Origin of the sequence: Oligoflexus sp. (genome assembly GCF_035712445.1) — a bacterium.
Lineage (GTDB): Bacteria > Bdellovibrionota_B > Oligoflexia > Oligoflexales > Oligoflexaceae > Oligoflexus.
In genome coordinates, this window is sequence record NZ_DASTAT010000038.1 from 48,746 (window position 1) to 64,592 (window position 15,847).

13 protein-coding genes are annotated in these 15,847 nt (G+C 55.8%); 8 read left to right on the forward strand and 5 right to left on the reverse strand.

What is annotated here, in order from left to right:
- Positions 1-25: 25 nt before the first annotated feature.
- Entirely contained in the window at positions 26-2,026 is a 2,001-nt protein-coding gene (locus VFO10_RS07800; protein WP_325138752.1) for a M13 family metallopeptidase, read from the reverse strand.
- Positions 2,027-2,530: 504 nt separating this feature from the next.
- On the opposite strand from VFO10_RS07800, the gene VFO10_RS07805 reads away from it, so the two are divergent.
- A complete protein-coding gene (locus VFO10_RS07805) occupies positions 2,531-5,803 on the forward strand; it encodes a DEAD/DEAH box helicase (protein WP_325138754.1) in 3,273 nt (1,090 codons plus the stop codon).
- 77 nt (positions 5,804-5,880) lie between these two features.
- On the opposite strand, the gene VFO10_RS07810 is transcribed toward VFO10_RS07805, so the two are convergent.
- Complete coding sequence (locus VFO10_RS07810; protein ID WP_325138756.1) at positions 5,881-6,522, reverse strand: hypothetical protein; 642 nt, start codon at positions 6,520-6,522, stop codon at positions 5,881-5,883.
- 246 nt (positions 6,523-6,768) lie between these two features.
- On the opposite strand from VFO10_RS07810, the gene VFO10_RS07815 reads away from it, so the two are divergent.
- Positions 6,769-7,821 (forward strand): serine/threonine protein kinase, encoded by a 1,053-nt coding sequence (locus VFO10_RS07815; RefSeq protein WP_325138758.1) that lies wholly within the window; start codon positions 6,769-6,771, stop codon positions 7,819-7,821.
- 40 nt (positions 7,822-7,861) lie between these two features.
- On the opposite strand, the gene VFO10_RS07820 is transcribed toward VFO10_RS07815, so the two are convergent.
- Complete coding sequence (locus VFO10_RS07820; RefSeq protein WP_325138759.1) at positions 7,862-8,317, reverse strand: YaiI/YqxD family protein; 456 nt, start codon at positions 8,315-8,317, stop codon at positions 7,862-7,864.
- Positions 8,318-8,449: 132 nt separating this feature from the next.
- Here VFO10_RS07820 and VFO10_RS07825 point away from each other — a divergent pair, with 132 nt between their 5' ends.
- Positions 8,450-9,769 (forward strand): SLC13 family permease, encoded by a 1,320-nt coding sequence (locus VFO10_RS07825; protein ID WP_325138761.1) that lies wholly within the window; start codon positions 8,450-8,452, stop codon positions 9,767-9,769.
- Here the strand turns inward: VFO10_RS07825 and VFO10_RS07830 are convergent.
- Both VFO10_RS07830 and VFO10_RS07835 read right to left on the reverse strand, forming a co-directional pair.
- Positions 9,764-11,164, reverse strand: a complete 1,401-nt coding sequence (locus VFO10_RS07830) for an MBL fold metallo-hydrolase (RefSeq protein ID WP_325138763.1) — start codon at positions 11,162-11,164, stop codon at positions 9,764-9,766. The two genes, VFO10_RS07825 and VFO10_RS07830, sit on opposite strands and share 6 nt — an antisense overlap.
- 1 nt (position 11,165) lies before the next feature.
- A complete protein-coding gene (locus VFO10_RS07835; protein WP_325138765.1) occupies positions 11,166-12,005 on the reverse strand; it encodes a hypothetical protein in 840 nt (279 codons plus the stop codon).
- A gap of 164 nt (positions 12,006-12,169) precedes the next feature.
- Between VFO10_RS07835 and VFO10_RS07840 the strand changes: the two genes are divergently transcribed.
- From VFO10_RS07840 to VFO10_RS07860, 5 genes are all read left to right on the forward strand, one after another.
- Positions 12,170-12,745, forward strand: a complete 576-nt coding sequence (locus VFO10_RS07840; protein WP_325138767.1) for a hypothetical protein — start codon at positions 12,170-12,172, stop codon at positions 12,743-12,745.
- Complete coding sequence (locus VFO10_RS07845) at positions 12,745-14,340, forward strand: GMC family oxidoreductase (RefSeq protein ID WP_325138769.1); 1,596 nt, start codon at positions 12,745-12,747, stop codon at positions 14,338-14,340. Before VFO10_RS07840 ends, VFO10_RS07845 begins: the two co-directional genes overlap by 1 nt.
- A 3-nt stretch (positions 14,341-14,343) precedes the next feature.
- Complete coding sequence (locus VFO10_RS07850) at positions 14,344-14,799, forward strand: LEA type 2 family protein (protein ID WP_325138771.1); 456 nt, start codon at positions 14,344-14,346, stop codon at positions 14,797-14,799.
- Positions 14,800-14,930: 131 nt separating this feature from the next.
- Positions 14,931-15,410: a carboxymuconolactone decarboxylase family protein gene (locus tag VFO10_RS07855; protein ID WP_325138773.1), complete on the forward strand. Its 480-nt coding sequence runs from the start codon at positions 14,931-14,933 to the stop codon at positions 15,408-15,410.
- A gap of 40 nt (positions 15,411-15,450) precedes the next feature.
- Positions 15,451-15,615 (forward strand): hypothetical protein, encoded by a 165-nt coding sequence (locus tag VFO10_RS07860; protein ID WP_325138775.1) that lies wholly within the window; start codon positions 15,451-15,453, stop codon positions 15,613-15,615.
- Positions 15,616-15,847 lie beyond the last annotated feature (232 nt).

The following is a 15,847-nucleotide window of genomic DNA, read 5'->3' on the forward strand; positions in this document are numbered from 1 at the left end:
GACCAAAATCCCCCTGCGCGGTCTGTTACCAGATCTTCACTTGCTTGTCTTCAGGCAGCACCATCGCATCGGTCGCCTTGCACGAGAAGACTTCCGCGAAGGCCGGCTGGTTCTTCATCTGCTGATTGACGCGGGCCCAGCCGCGGCTGTGCGGATCGGTCTTCAGCATGGCTTCAGCCATTTTGGGCAATTCGACGCCGCACCATACGCGGGCATACTGCAGGAAGAAGTCACGCTTCTTTTCCTGGCTGCCTTTTCCATCCGGGAAGGCCGCGCGGTACGCAAAGGTCACGCCGGTCAGGTCACCGATGTTCTCGCCCAATGTCAGTTCGCCATTGTGTCCGATCTCGTTGAACTGCGCGATGAAAGCCTTGCCGCGTTTCTGGAAGTTCTCCACATCCTGATTGCTCATCCACTGACGCAGCTTGCCGGTATCATCATACTTGGCACCCTGGTCATCAATGCCGTGACCGAGTTCATGACCGATCACAGCGCCGACAGCGCCGAGGTTCACTTCCACAGGCAGGCTCGGATCATAGAACGGATACTGAAGGATGCCGATCGGCATCACGAACTTGTTATCCGACGGGCTATAGTAAGCGTTCACCGTCAGAGGACCCATGCCCCAGCGGTCTTTGTTGCGCTTCTCTTTCAGCTCTTTATACATCCGCTCATTCAAAGCGCGTTCCAGGCTCACCTGGTTGGCGATCGGCGTGGTCGCGGCGTAACTGGCTTTGGGGTTGAAATACCACTCATCTTCATTCCGCGGCTTCACGAGCTGCAGCTTGGCGTTCTTCATCTTGGCAATCGCACCGGCCTTGCCTTCCGGCGTCAGCCACTGATTCTGCTTCACGCCTTCGATGATGGAGCCGCGCACGGATTCGGCGAGCGCGATGAATTTTTCTTCAGGGAAGTTCGGGAACATCAGAGGCAGAACCTCGGCGTCCAGTTCCTTGTTGAAAGAACGCATCACCATCTGGGTACAGCGCTCCTGACGGTCAGGACGGACTTTGGATTCGCCAAGATGCTTTTGACGGAATTCAAAACGGGTGTTGAAGAATTCAGGATAAGCGTCATCCATCAAGGGGGAAAGAGCCTGGTACGCATAGAGCGTCTTCAGCTTGTTCAGGTCTTCCTTCTCCAGGGTTTTTTCCAAATAGGCATAAGTTTCAGGAACGATATGCCGGATATTGGTGTTCTCAGGAACGCGCTCCAGCTCCTTGGCCAGCATGAAGCTCGGATATTTTTTCATAAGGTCGGCCTTGCTGATCGACGTCTTGCGTGTATAGATCTCACGCATTTGCGCCGGCAGCGGATAGACCTTGGCGAATTCGGTTTCCATGGCCAGGACAGTTTTGGCTTTCTCCGCCGCGTTCTTGTCCCCGATGGTCGTGAAGAATTTTTCGACGACTTTCTGGTAGTCGCCACTCACTTCCGGCTTCAGGTAATAGGAACGCTCGGGCAAAGTCATAAGGTTGCCCATGAACGCGAAATCATAAAGATCCGGGTTATCCTGGTTGGCGGTCGAGCCCACATCGACGAAGGTGTGATAGGCGGCATCGCGCTGCTCAGCCAGGAACTTCAGGAACTGCTCGCGGGTTTTGATCTTGTCGAGCTGGGCCAGCGTGGTTTTCACGAGGTCCTGCTCTTCTTTCTTCCGGCCATCGACGTTCATGCAGGCGCCGTAAACGGTGGCCAGCGTCTTGGAACGATCGGACAGCGCCTTGCCGCTTCTCAGCTGCTGATCAAGATCCTGCAGAAACTCCTTTTTCTTGTCCAGAATGCGTTCGCGGGAGTCGGAGAACGCAAAGGTATGCGAGCTGCGGTCGTCGCGCAGTTTGAAGGAGCTGATCACGTTGGAACAGGCATACTCATAGAAGTTTTCGCAGGGACTGACATTGGCATTGACCGGAAACTCCCGACGATCGGGGATGGCACTGGATGGTGTCGGGGTCTCGGGCTTGGGAGCCGTGGCACATTGGGCCAAAAAGGCTGTAGCCAGCACGGCTGGAATCCTGAACTGCATACTATACTCCGTCAAAAATACGCTCAAAAGCAACTCTTTGTCGATTCTGCCGACAGTTCTAGCCAGGAAACATCCTCTTTGCCAAGCGCTTCCTGCACCGGACATCAGAGGGTCTTGGGAAATATCGCTGCGTGAACACAGGGGCTTTCAGCGCACGCACTCCGATCTTTGCAACAGTGGGATTGATCGCGTCTGATAAGAATAAATAATTTCATCAATTTGTTGGGTCCTGTTAAAACTGGAAATGACTCCTTCGAGTTATTTTGATCCCCTCTAGTGTCGGTGGGGCTAGGGCGAGCCCCCCGACCTATAGGATCGAACCCCGATCCCCCATTTCTTCTGTTTTGCGTTTTTTATCCTTACCAAATTTTTAATCCTGAAGCATCCTGGAAATGACTTTTCGCATTTTTGCGTGGTGTCGCGATTTCCGCGTGGTGTTGCGCTGTCCGCGTGGTGTTGCGCTGTCTGCGTGCAGTCGCGCTGTCTTTCGAGCGGAGTTCATTCTTGGAACCCTTGGATCCCATACTGGTTGAGCTGGAACCCTCAGTACGTGTCAATCTGCGTGAATATCTGCGCCGCGATCTGGAACGGGAATACCAACCCAAGCACCGTACCAAAGCCAATAAACTTGGACCGCAGGCTGTCGAAGACCTCGATCTTTCGGGCGAACACCTGCTTGTGATGGTGCGCGATCAGGGCAAGGTGCAGAAGGTTGATATGACCTTTCCGCTCTTCGATCTCGACAGTGACTTTACATTAATTCAATGCAGCTGCCTCCGCGATGCCCTGAGTCTCGATCCGATTCGCTGTCATCATATGTACCTTGCGCAGACCGTCGTAGCTCATCGGCTCGATAACATAATGAAGCAGGAAAAGCCGGATGATGCTCTGGCCCAGCTGCAAAGCTATCTGCAGTCAGATGGCGACAGTCTGATCGCCGAAGACGCGCTGCTTTTGGAGCAGCGTTGGCTTTTGCTCTGGGATCCGTCGACCGGCGGACTGAGCGCGGAACGCTATACCAAGGCCCGCTATGAAAAAGACGCGTGCTGGAAGAAGGAAGGGCGCTGGTCATCAAGTGAGCTGCTCGGCGCTCTGGCCGCTTTCCAGGATCCGCTTTCGCAGAGTCTGCGGACTGCGCTGCTGCAGGGGGGCAATCGCCCGGATGATGAACTCTTTGAAATCCTGCGCCTTGTCGAAGGCCACAATTCCATCGTCCTCGAAAACCGGGAAAGCCGCGATCCCATCGAAGTGCGGATCGGGACCTGGCAGCTCGGTATTCGTGAGGAAGAGGAAGGCTATCGCCTTCACATCGAAGTCGGTCCGGGTCGACTGCCGCCCTGGAAGCTGATTCCCGGCCGCGGTTTGATTGCCTATGATGCGGCTGCGCAGATTATTTTTCTGTGCGTGCTGGATAAAAGAAGCGAAGGTCTGATCAGCGGCGTGCTGCAGCAAAAGCGTCTGATTCCGCTGCAGGACCGGGATGCGATGCTCGACTTTATTGAAAAGCTCGATCCCGGCATTGCCGTTCTCTGGAGCGACCGACCGCTGGAACGCGTGGCCGTGGATAATCCGCAGCCCATGCTGCGCCTCAGTCCCTTTCAACGCGGCGGTATGAAGGTTGAAATATGGATTCAGCTGAGTCCCGGCACGGCGGTCAGAGCCGGGGAAGGACCTGAGGAACTGCGGGAACGCAGCCGCCGTGGGGCTTTGAGACAGTTCATTCGTGATTTCCAGGCCGAACGCCAGCTCGCGCGTCGCGTGGAAAACCTGCTCGATCTGAATATTCTACCCGAGCCGGAAAACTCGATATTCATCGCCTATAATGATGAAGTGGCCCTGGCCCTCATGGCCCGCATCGAAGAGCATAAAAAAGACCTCGACCTTCTGATTGAATGGCCCGCAGCCCTTGCCGGCAAAGAGAAACCCTATGCCGTCAGCGCCCTGGTCAAAGACCAGACTCTGCGCGTCAGCGCCGGGGAAAAACGCGATTGGTTTTCCGTCGACGGCTGGCTGGAAATGGACGATGGCCAGAAAATTGCGCTGCGGGAACTGCTCGCGGCCTGTCGTCAGAAAAAGCGTTATCTCAGGTTAAGCGATGGAAAATGGGCCGCGATCACCGAGCAGTTCCGGCAAAAAATGGAACCTTTGGTGCAGAGCATCGATGAAGACGAAGAAGGCTGCTCTTTAAACCTTGCCGCTCTTGAATCGGATGAGCAGCTCGCGGCCATTGAAAAACTTGATTTCACCGAGGCCTCGCAGGGTTTTTGGAAGCTCGTTCAAAAAGCCAAACGGAGCCGCGAAGCGGATGCAAGCCTGCCCGCGGGATTGAAGGCCGATCTGCGTTCCTATCAAAAGGACGGTTTTCTTTGGATGAATCATCTTGCAGCGGCAGGCCTGGGCGCTTGCCTAGCGGATGACATGGGCCTTGGGAAGACCCTGCAGTCGCTGGCCATACTTTTAAAATATAAAGACCGCGGACCCTCGCTAGTCATTGCACCCAGCTCGCTTGCGTATAACTGGAAGGCGGAGGCCGCGCGTTTCTGTCCCGATCTTAAAATCGTGATCCTGCGCGAACTCGGTGATCGCGGTCGCAGTCGGACCTTTGCGGCCGGTGAAGTCGTGATTGCGAGCTACGGGCTGGTGATGCGCTATAGCGAACATCTTGCGCAGACATCCTGGAATATCCTGGTCCTTGATGAAGCCCAGCAGGTGAAAAACGCCCAGACCAAAACCGCCAAGGCCGTGCAGGACCTTCCTGCCACCTGGCGCCTCGCGTTGAGCGGCACGCCGATTGAAAATCATCTGGGCGAGCTGTGGTCGCTGTTCCGGACGATTTCCCCGGGGCTTTTCGGGGAATGGGAGCGCTTCCGCCGTTCGTTTGCCTTTCCGATTGAACGCGACCAATCCGAGACCGCGCGCGAGCGTTTGAAGCGGAAGATTCAGCCCTTTGTTTTACGACGCCTGAAACAGGATCATCTCGCCGAGCTGCCCCCCAAAACGGAGATTGATCTTTGGGTGGATATGAGCGACGACGAGCAAACTTACTATGATGCCCTGCGCGGTGAAGCGATCGATAAGGTCGAAACCCTGGCCGCGGATGATGAGGCCCTTCAGAAACAAAAAATCCAGGTGCTCGCAGCCCTGACCCGTCTCAGGCAGGCCGCCTGTCATCGCAGCCTTGTGGACCCTGAGTGGCAGGGTGGGGCGACCAAAATCGAAATCCTGACCGAGCGACTTCTGGAGCTGAAGGAGGCCGGTCACGCGGCGCTTGTTTTCAGCCAATTCACCGGCTTTTTGCGTCTGATCGAAGACCAGCTTTTAAGCGTCGGCATCCGGGTCCTTTACCTGGACGGGCAGACGCCGGTGGCGCAAAGGCAGGAGCTGGTCAATACCTTTCAATCCGGCGAAGGCGATGTGTTTTTGATTTCCCTGAAAGCCGGCGGCACGGGTTTGAATCTCACCCGCGCCTCCTATGTCTTCCATATGGATCCCTGGTGGAATCCGGCGGTGGAAGCGCAGGCCAGCGACCGCGCGTGGCGCATGGGACAGAAACAGGCGGTGACCGTTTATAAAATGCGGGCTCGCGGTACGATTGAAGAATTGATTCATACGCTGCATGGCGAGAAAAAAGAATTGGTGGATTCACTTTTGGAAGGCCGCACGCCGAATGCGCGTTTCAATTGGGATGAGGTATGGCGTCTCTTTACGGAACCGTCGCGACCTCGTGCGAGTGGGATCATAACGCCGCGTGAAGGTTCTATGATGGACGAAGCCTGAAAGAGCAGGGTAAGGTCATCTCTTGGACTCAACAATAAAAAAGGGATTTACTCTGGTAAACCCCTCATCGTCCACTCTTAGTTCCAGGCTTTGGCAGCTTTCCCGCGGGAGACAGGGCTCATGGAAAGCGAAGCCAGTTCCACCCAGCCGCGATTCACAACATTGGCCCAATTTCCTTCCACCTTGACCAGCACGGGGTCACCTTTTTTCAAGGCGCCCACCGATTGGCTGGCAGCATCTGGACTGTTATGTAAAGTCGCCGAGGCGGCGTTCACATAGTAAACCCTTACATCACTGGGGGCTGCCGAAAATCCAGGGGCCGCAGGGGCTGATCCCGGAGCCGAACCCATCGCTGCGTTCGCCGCAGTGGGATCGGTAGCCATCGCGGCACCACCGTTGGCCAGCAGTTCAGGCGGAATCTCACTGCCTGGCAATCCACCTCCGGCTGGGCCGGCGGCTGCGTTGGCGGCTTCAGCCACCGCGGCATCATTCAAGGCGTTGCTTTCGGCCATACCATTTTCGGCACCCAAAGTTTCCGCTCCTTCGATGGAGGCTTCTTCTGCCTGGGGGGCATCACCTTCGGGCGCGGCTTCGGTGCTTTCTTCACTGGTCGCAACTTCCGCGGTTTCATCCCCGCCGCCGAAGAACGAACATCCCGTGAGCCCCGGTATTATCAAGGCTCCGGCCAAAATCCATTTGACAGAGTGGCTCGTTATCATGTGCAGTCCTTTCACCATACTAGGCTCACGTCTTTCGTTGTGGAATGATTCGGCTAGTCTTGCCAGGGATTGAGGACGCTGGGGACAATAGCTTGAAATGACTCGGTATTATTTGTTGAGTCAGGCACGGAAGAGCCACGAGCAAGACTTACTTTTGTGTTATTTTATTTTCCATTCTGCATTGGGGCTGGCTCAAAAAGCGGATTTTGTCTAAGTAAGTATCATGACTTGCAAAGGGGGCACAGTATGGTTCAATCAGCGTGGGGATCCCAGGAAACACAATACTTCTACGCTTTGACACCCGAGCGCGTGCTTGATGCTGTGGAAAAATCTTTGGGTTTGCGCTGTACCGGCCGGACCATGGCACATGCGAGCATGGAGAATCGGGTCTATGAAATTGAATTGGACCTTGATGAAGCGCCGCGCCGCAGCAAATCCCTGGAGCATTTGGTCATCGCCAAGTTCTATCGCCCAGGTCGCTGGACCCGCGAGCAGATTCTGGAAGAGCATCAGTTCCTTCTGCAGCTCCTGGATGTGGAAATTCCCGTCGTGGCGCCCCGGGTGCTGATTGATGGTCAAACTTTGCACAAACTTCCGGACTGCGATATCTATTACGCGATCTTCCCCAAAGTCGGCGGGCGTTCGCCTCAGGAACTGACGACTGAGGATGTGGAGCAGATCGGTCGCCTTCTGGGCCGCATGCATAACGTCGGCGCGCAGATGAAGGCGCAGCATCGGATTCATCTGACTCCGGAAATTTTTCTGAATAAGAACTTTCAGTATCTGCAGGGTGAAAACCTTTTGCCGGAAAATCTCCGTTCGCCCTTTGCGGACCTTGTGCATAGGCTTTCCGAACAGGCCAAACAGCAGTTCCAGCACAGCGATACGATCCAGATTCACGGCGACTGCCACCTTGGGAACCTTCTTCAATACGGCAGCCACTTCTTTTGGGTCGATTTCGATGACTCGATGCGCGGCCCTGCAGTGCAGGATGTCTGGCTGCTCCTGCCCGGACGCGATCGCTACGCGCAGCAGCTTCTTTCCCATCTTCTGACCGCCTATGAGCAGATGCGGCCCTTCCCTTGGGAAAGCCTGCGCCTCATCGAAACGCTGCGGGCCATGCGCATGGTGCATTTCGCAGCCTGGATCGCTCACCGGCGGGATGATCCCGCGTTTCAAAGAGCGTTTCCAGATTTTGGAACGGATCGTTATTGGCAGCAGCTTTATCGGGATCTGGTGGAGCAGGAGGAGTGGATGCACCGGCCGCATGCCTGGAATATTCATGATTGGAATGCGTGAGGTGCGGCTCCACCGTAGGCGGGAGAGACAAGCCTCTCTCCTATTTCCGCGTAAGCTTCGTCAAAAGCCGATCGAAGCTATTCGCAAAGAGCTTCACATCGCCTTCATGAAAAGGGGGAGGGCCGCCGGTGGCCATCCCGGCTCCGCGCATGGAGTCCATGAAGTCGCGCATGTTGAGGCGTTCCCTGATATTGCTCTCGGTATAATGCTCGCCGCGGGGATTCAAAGCGTGAACTTTTTTGGCAACGAGTTCCGCGGCCAGGGGAATATCCTGCGTGACGACCACATCGCCTTCTTCACAGTGCGCGAGCACGTAACTATCCGCGACGTCAAAACCCTTCGGCACCTGCACGAAACTCAGGATTGAGGAGCGGGGCAGGGTCTGATAGCTGTTCGCCACGAACGTGGTGGGTATCTTCAAACGCTCCGCTGCGCGAATTACCACATCCTTGATGGCCCGGGGACAGGCATCCGCATCGATCCAGATTTTCACCACGCGCAACTCCTGATTGACAGCCATTTCAACCAGGGATGACCCTGGCTCCAGCCCTTGAGACTAGCAAAGAAAGCCCTTGCTCGAAAGCTCGTCTTTCAGGAAACTCAGACGAATCGAGAAAGGGAGTGGGCCATGAAGTTTTGGATTTTACTGGGGCTTTGTCTCGGCTGGAGTCTTCTGTGCTGGGCGCTGTTCGGCAGCGGTGTGCCCGTCATGGCGCTGGCCCTGGTCGGCTGTATTCTGATCCTTTGGCTCAGCGAAAGTTTGCCGGCCTTCGTACCGACGCTTCTATTGGTGGCGGGCAGTCTGCTCCTGCCGTACTCGGGCCAGGGTGATGCCGCCGCGCAGATTTTCAAACGCATGGCCGACCCCGTGCTCGGACTTTTTTTCTGCGGCATGTGCCTCGGGCTCACCCTTCGCAAACATGGCATTGATCAGGCCATAGCCGCCGCGTCCTGGCGTCTGAGCCGCGGTTCCCTTTCCTATAATCTGCGCATGGCCATGCTGATGACGGCCGGGCTTGCGATGTGGACAACGAACAGCACTGCGATGGCGATCACGCTTCCGGCTTTTGGCGGAACGATTCAGCAGCTCATGCAGAAGAATTCCCTGCAGGCGAAAGGCTACCTCGTTGGCCTTGCCATGGCGGCGAATTTCGGAGGCATGGCCACACCGATTGGAACCGCGCCCAATGCCATCGCGATTGCGGCCTTGGAACCCATCATTCCCATCGGTTTCGGACGCTGGATGATCCTCATGCTGCCACTGGCCTTCCTCCTTCTTGTGATCAGTGAATGGATGGTCGTTAAATTTTTTCGCATGAACGAGGTCACGATTCAGCCCGATCTGGTGAAAGAGGAGGAGAATACGCGCCTGCACCGGGGTGTGATCGCGCTTTTTCTCGGTACGGTTTTCCTTTGGCTCACCGAAAGCGTTCATGGCCTTCATCCCCTGGCCATTGGCTTTGGAGCCGCGTCCCTGGCTTTTGCCAGCGGGCTTTTGAAGGCGCCGGACCTCAATGAAATCGATTGGAATGTTTTGCTTTTGATCGCAGGCGGCCTGCTTTTGGGGAATCTTCTGGAAACACAGGGATGGATGGGGCGCACGACTCGGGCTCTGCAGAGTTCCGGCATTTCCCAGGACTGGCAGCTCGGGCTTTTGATTGTCCTCGCGGCCATCGGCAGTGCGGTATCGAGCAACACGGCCACCGCGATTATGCTCGTGCCCCTGGCCATTCAGTTGATACCGGAACCTTATGCCGCTATCTCTGTGGCCGCGGCCTGCTCTTTGGGTGTGCCCTTCACGATCAGCACGCCGGCCAATGCTTTGGTGGCCGGACGTTACGAAGTCAGCAACCGGGATATGGTGAAGGTGGGTGGCCCGGTGCTGCTGATCGGAAGTCTTCTGATGTTTCTGAGCGTCAAGTGGGTGGTCGGCTGGATTCTGCTATAGAAAATCCCAGCTGGTCTGACGGCTGCTGGCGGCGGCGTCCCAGTCCAGCTCGCGCTTCAAATGTTCGGCCAGGGAATCCTGGGCTTCGAGCTGCCCATGGTTGATCAGAACCTGCTGCGGTTTCTTCGGCGTTCGTTTCAGCCAGGCGACCAGCTGCTCATGATCGGCATGCGCGGAAAGGTTGGTGATCGTCACCACCTCGGCGGCCAGTTCCACTTCCTTATGATGAATGCGGAGGGTTTTCAAAGACCTGCTATTATCCTGTAAAAAACGGCCTTTGGTGCCTTCCGCCTGGTAGCCGCTGAAAATCACCATATTGCGGGCATCAGGCAGACGCTTCTTCAGATGATGCAGAATGCGGCCGCCTGCAAGCATGCCAGAGGCTGAAATCACAATCAGAGGTCCATCGCGCATGGTGGTCAGCATGGATTGATCGGCCGTGGTCGAGGTCTCAAACTTCGCCGGATAAAACTGCCCGTGACGGTTGAACGAACTCGCGATGCGCTGATCCTCTTCATGGCTGAAGAAAACCTTCAGGGCCTTGTCCGACATGGGGCTATCCAACACCACCGGCACGGCTGGAATCACGCCCTGCTGCTCCAGCTGCGCGATCATATAAATAATTTCCTGCGAACGTCCGACGGCAAAAGCCGGGATGACCACCACACCAGAGCGGTCGATCGCACGCTTTAAAAAGACGCCGAGTTTGTCCAACGCGCTCTCCTTATCATGCAGTCGATTGCCGTAGGTGGATTCAAGAACAACGATATCACTCGACGGCAAAGGATCCGGGCCCTTCAGCGTCATGGAACGTTCATGACCGACATCGCCGGTGAAGGTGATCGTCTTCGAATGCCGATCCCCATGAAGTCTGACTTCCACCAGGCTGGCGCCGATGATGTGCCCCGCCCGATGCAGCCGCAGACTGATCCCTTCGCCCGCCGTGACCCATTCATAGCGGGCCACGGGCCGCAGAAGTTTCAGAACGGCTTCGGCATCGGCGGTCGTGAAAAGAGGCAGGGGGTCTTTATGATTGGAATACTGCGTTTCACGCGCGAACTTTGCCGATTCCTCTTCCAGGTAAGCCGAGTCCATGAGAATGATTTGCGCAAGGTCAGCGGTCCCATCGGAACAGTAGATCGGGCCGCGAAAACCCTGTTTATAAAGGCGCGGAAGATAACCGATATGATCCAGGTGGGCATGCGTAAGAAAAACCGCCTGGATGCTGTCGGCCTTGATCGGCAGGTCCACCCAGTTCTGCTGGCGAACGACCGATGGTCCTTGGAAAAGCCCGCAATCGATCAGGTAACGCTGGTTTTTCCATTCAAGAAGCGTTTTGCTTCCGGTCACCCCCGAGTATGCGCCTAGGAACTGCAAACGGATGGGAAAGGTCATGCTATCTCCAGAGAAGCGTTCGATACTCCGAATACAACCTTAATACAAAAATGGAAAAACTTAGATTCAAAAACGATCCCACCAGTTCGGAAAGTACGGTCTGCAAGGAATACAGAGGAAAAGCCAGGGCGGGGGCCAGGACGGAAAGTCCTGCCGCCAAAAAAATTGTGCTGAGGGCGAACACAAAGGCCAGCGCCATCACCAGGGCATAGGCGCCGGTGATGTGGATGAAGCTGCGGCTGAAGCCAAAGACGCGATTTTGTCCAGGCAGGCTTTGCGTGACCAGTCGATAAGCTTCCCCGATCGCGCGAAAGATTCCATGACTGCGAAAGATCGTGATGGTGGCGGCCGAGACCAGAATTCCCGCGACAAGAAGGCCAGGAATCACCAGCAGCACAAGGCCAATGCCCAAGGGCACCAGCAGAAGGAGGGCGATCATCGAGGCGCGTACGATGTAGCGGCCAAGACCCACGACCTCGGCGTCCGGGAAGGCGGCGGAGCGGTCTGCGATATAAAGGAGAGCATTGCCCCAGAAAAGCAGGGTCACGAGTGACGCCAGGATGGAACGCCAGGTATTAAGACCTTCGCGGGCTATTTGAATTTTCAGGGGATCCAGAAAGTCGGGCCAGCCGCTCGTCCACTCCGGTGCGGGTGGTGTGGGGAGCAGGCGTGCGCTGTACTGATCCCAGGCCACCAGTCCCACATAAACGAGAAGAAAGAGGAGCGAAGCCCAGCGTTGATCGACAAGAAACGCACGCGACGTTTTTAGGCTTTGAATGATGCGTGGCACAAAGCCTTGCGCCTCATGAGGGGGCTCGATGAAGTTTTGCATATCAGACATGGGTGCTCCTGGACGAGAGGGTCGAAAGAACGCGAATGTCCTTTGCTAACGAAAGCGGAAGCCCCTGTCCAGCCCAAGTCCGCGCCTCTCCAATTGGCTGCTGGGAATTTTCAGCGCCCTGCATTAAAATCCCTCACCGATTGCCTTTCATGGACGAGGCTTGCATGGTATCTCCTCATACGCGGCGTGTTTTTTTGACCTATGGCGCGCAATCTTTGGTTGCCATGCCGACGCTTTTAACTTCGCCCTGGCTGTTGGCCGAAGATCTTCCTGATCCAGCCGCGGACGTGACGTTCATTCATCTGCGGCCGCATTATAACAAGGTCCTGAGTATCCTGATGCCGATGGCCTTGGGCGTCGAGCTGAACTCTTCCGATCCCGAGGATCAGAAATTGATGGTCATAACCCTGAAAGGTTTGGATCACCTGATCGACTGTCTTTCCGAACGCAATCGCGAGGATCTTCTTTTGCTCCTCGATCTTTTATCCATGCCTTTGACGCGGACGCTCCTGGGTCTTTGGACCCAATGGGAAAAGGCTTCGCGCGAAGAGGTGGAAGGCTTTTTGGATCAGTGGGAACGCAGCACGATGAGCCTGAAGCGTTTTGGATATCAGTCCCTGATGCAGCTTATGGAATTCGCGTTTTACGGCCGGCCTGAGCATGCCGCGCCCTTGCGTTATCCCGGTCCCCCGGCCGCCATCCAGCCTTTTCTGAAACGTTTTCAGAAGGGAGACCATTGATGGGGCTGCCCGATGTTTTTTTGGATTCCATGCAGTCCGAGGCCTGGAAAGTCGTGGATGGAGCCCAGCTGACCCAGGATGAAAACTGGGATGCGGATGTTGTGATCATCGGCAGCGGCGCGGGGGGTGGAACCGCGGCAGAAATCCTGAGCGGCGCGGGCCTTCAGGTCGTCCTGATCGAGGAAGGCGGCCTTCATACCTCGCAGGATTTTCAGCTTGAGGAACTTGAGGCTTATACCGGGCTCTATCAGGAAGGCATGACCCGTTCCACGCGTGATGGGGCCATCAGCATCCTTCAGGGGCGCACGGTCGGGGGATCGACGACGGTGAACTGGACGTCGAGTTTTCGTACGCCTGATCCCACTTTGGAATACTGGGCGCGGAATTTCGCGGTGAAGGGCTTAAGCAGCGCCGACCTTCGGCCCTGGTTTCAGAAAATGGAAGAACGGCTGAACGTAACCGAATGGAAGGCGCCGAACCCCAATAACGAGGTGCTTCTGCGCGGCTGTGAAAAGCTCGGTATTCCCGTGAAGCCGATTCCGCGGAACGTCAAAGGCTGCTGGAACCTGGGTTACTGTGGAATGGGCTGTCCGACGAATGCCAAGCAGTCGATGCTGGTCACAACGATACCCGAAGCCCTGCGGCGCGGCGCGCGACTCGTGCATCGAATGCGCGTGCAGAAGCTTGAGATCGGTCCGAAGGGTGTGCGTGAGCTTTTTGCAGTGGCCCTGGATGCTGAGGGCCGGAAAACCACGGGAAAAACCCTGCGGGTACGGGCCCGGTATTTCATCCTGGCTTCGGGTGCGATCGGCAGTCCTTCGATACTTTTAAGGTCAGAGGCTCCCGATCCTTATCGCACCCTCGGCAAGCGCACGTTTCTGCATCCTTCAGTTTTCGCCTTCGCGCGTTTTGATGAACCCACACAGCCTTTCCATGGCGCTCCCCAGTCCATATTCACCGATCACTATCAATGGCAGCATGGTGCATCGGGACGGATGGGTTATAAGATCGAGGCGGTCCCCATGCAGCCGCTCTTTGCTTCGGTCATCATGCGGGGACATGGTCTTCAGCATCGGAAGAGGATGGAGCAGCTGGATCACACGGCGGGATCGCTGGCGCTTTTGCGTGATGGTTTTCATGAGGAGAGCCCCGGTGGTGCGGTGCTCTTGGATCGTTTCCAGGCGCCGATTCTGGATTATCCGATTACGCCTTACATGATGGATGGCGTGAAGCGGGCTTATATGGCGATCGGTGAGATTTATTTCGCGGCGGGTGCCAGGGCCTATTTTCCTGGGCATGGGGATGCGAAGGATTACAGCAGCTATCAGGAGTTTCGGCGGGATCTGGATCGGTATTCGTTTGATAAGCTCCGCATGCGACTGGGCAGCGCGCATGTGATGGGCGGCTGCACGATGAGCGAGGTGCCGCGGATGGGCGTGGTGAACAGCGAGGGTCGGCATCATCAGATCGAGAACCTTTGGGTGTGGGATGGGTCGCTGTTTCCGACCAGCGTCGGGGCGAATCCGCAGCTGTCGATTTATGGAATCGTGGCGAAGCTCGCGCATGATTTTTTGAAGACTTTGGGAAAGGTTTGATTCATGAAATTTGTCCTTTTGCTGGTGAGTTTGTTCTTTGCGGCCTGTACGTCGATGAACCTTGTGCCCGAGAAGCCGCAGGTTGCGCTGAAGAATGTGGAGCTAGGGAAAGTGGGGCTCACGGACGTGGAGCTTATTGCGGTTTTGGATGTCACCAATCCGAATGATTATGATTTGAATCTGGCGGCGATTGATTATCAGGTGGATGCCTTGGGTATGACGCTCGGAAAGGGGAGCAGCCTTGAAGCGATTCGTCTGCAGCCGCATATGAAGCAGACGGTGAAGTTGCCTTTGACTCTGACCACGGCGTCGGCGGTGAAGTTCGGACAGGCCTATTATTCGCCGGGACAGAAGCAGCTGCCGGTGTCGCTGCAGGCGACGGTGAAGGTGAATTCGCCGGTGGGACCGATAAGTTTGAATTTTGAGGATGTTAAGGATCTCAAGGAAAAGAAACGTTGATAAGTGCGCCCGGGGACGTGGACTTTAGTCGATGAGAACGTCACCCCACCACAGCTTTTTACTCAACAGAAAAAAGCTTGCATCCCCAGGAATCGCAGGGATATTTTATCAGCAATCAGGAGACCATAGGCATGTCAGCGCGTATTAATTATTATCACCAGGCTCCCCAGCTCTTGAATCAAATCTCGAAGCTCAGCCTTAGCTTGAATGAAAGTTCTCTCGACACGAGCTTGCGCGACCTCGTGAACATCCGCGCCTCCACATTGAACGGCTGCGCGTTTTGCCTCGACATGCATGTAAAGGAGGCGAGAATCCACGGGGAGAGGGATCTTCGCGTGCACCATACTCATGTGTGGCGTGAGTCGCCTCTCTTCACCGCCCGGGAAAAGGCGGCTCTGGAATGGACGGAAGCCGTCACGCGTCTTTCGCGGGAAGGCATTCCGGATGACCTTTACCAGAGGACCCGGGAATATTTTTCGGAGAAGGAACTCACTGAACTCACCGTGGCGATCGGTGTCATCAACCTTTGGAATCGACTGGCTATCAGCTTTCAGGCCCCGCCAGGATCCGCGGACAAAACCTTTGGTCTGGACAAGGCAGGCTTGAGCTGACACGCGTGATGGTCAGGGATTTCAGAAGAAGGAAGGGCTTATGAATAGTCTCACGCAAGCGATGGAGTCCTGGTTCAATCAAAACCGCCTGCATGGAATCCTTAGCGCGAGCCCTTTCCCTGCGGATCATAATCTGGAGTTTGATCCGAACCGGGAGCCGGAACAGTACGCGGAGTATTTGGAATTGCTGCCTGCCCAGGGCTGAAATTCCGGCTGCCAGGGCATTCCGCAAATTGCCTGCCTGCCGGTCGCGAGCAGCGCAGCTTTTTTTCCAAGTATACTTTATCGAAACCTTTGTTCAATCCACTTGAATTGCCGCTCCTGTTCGATCAGATATATCTCATCGCTCGTGCCTAATTTTTTCCAAGCTTCATCAGGAACGTGACAACAAACAATTGCTGCGCAGAGCGCGCGGCAGAAATTGATCTCGAAACCAG

Bases quoted from the DNA above. Each gene is read 5' to 3' on its own strand.
- VFO10_RS07800 (WP_325138752.1), bottom strand. From the start codon at position 2,026: ATGCAGTTCAGGATTCCAGCCGTGCTGGCTACAGCCTTTTTGGCCCAA.
- VFO10_RS07810 (WP_325138756.1), bottom strand. From the start codon at position 6,522: ATGATAACGAGCCACTCTGTCAAATGGATTTTGGCCGGAGCCTTGATA.
- VFO10_RS07825 (WP_325138761.1), top strand. From the start codon at position 8,450: ATGAAGTTTTGGATTTTACTGGGGCTTTGTCTCGGCTGGAGTCTTCTG.
- VFO10_RS07850 (WP_325138771.1), top strand. From the start codon at position 14,344: ATGAAATTTGTCCTTTTGCTGGTGAGTTTGTTCTTTGCGGCCTGTACG.
- VFO10_RS07855 (WP_325138773.1), top strand. From the start codon at position 14,931: ATGTCAGCGCGTATTAATTATTATCACCAGGCTCCCCAGCTCTTGAAT.
- VFO10_RS07815 (WP_325138758.1), top strand. From the start codon at position 6,769: ATGGTTCAATCAGCGTGGGGATCCCAGGAAACACAATACTTCTACGCT.
- VFO10_RS07840 (WP_325138767.1), top strand. From the start codon at position 12,170: ATGGTATCTCCTCATACGCGGCGTGTTTTTTTGACCTATGGCGCGCAA.
- VFO10_RS07860 (WP_325138775.1), top strand. From the start codon at position 15,451: ATGAATAGTCTCACGCAAGCGATGGAGTCCTGGTTCAATCAAAACCGC.
- VFO10_RS07845 (WP_325138769.1), top strand. From the start codon at position 12,745: ATGGGGCTGCCCGATGTTTTTTTGGATTCCATGCAGTCCGAGGCCTGG.
- VFO10_RS07830 (WP_325138763.1), bottom strand. From the start codon at position 11,164: ATGACCTTTCCCATCCGTTTGCAGTTCCTAGGCGCATACTCGGGGGTG.
- VFO10_RS07835 (WP_325138765.1), bottom strand. From the start codon at position 12,005: ATGTCTGATATGCAAAACTTCATCGAGCCCCCTCATGAGGCGCAAGGC.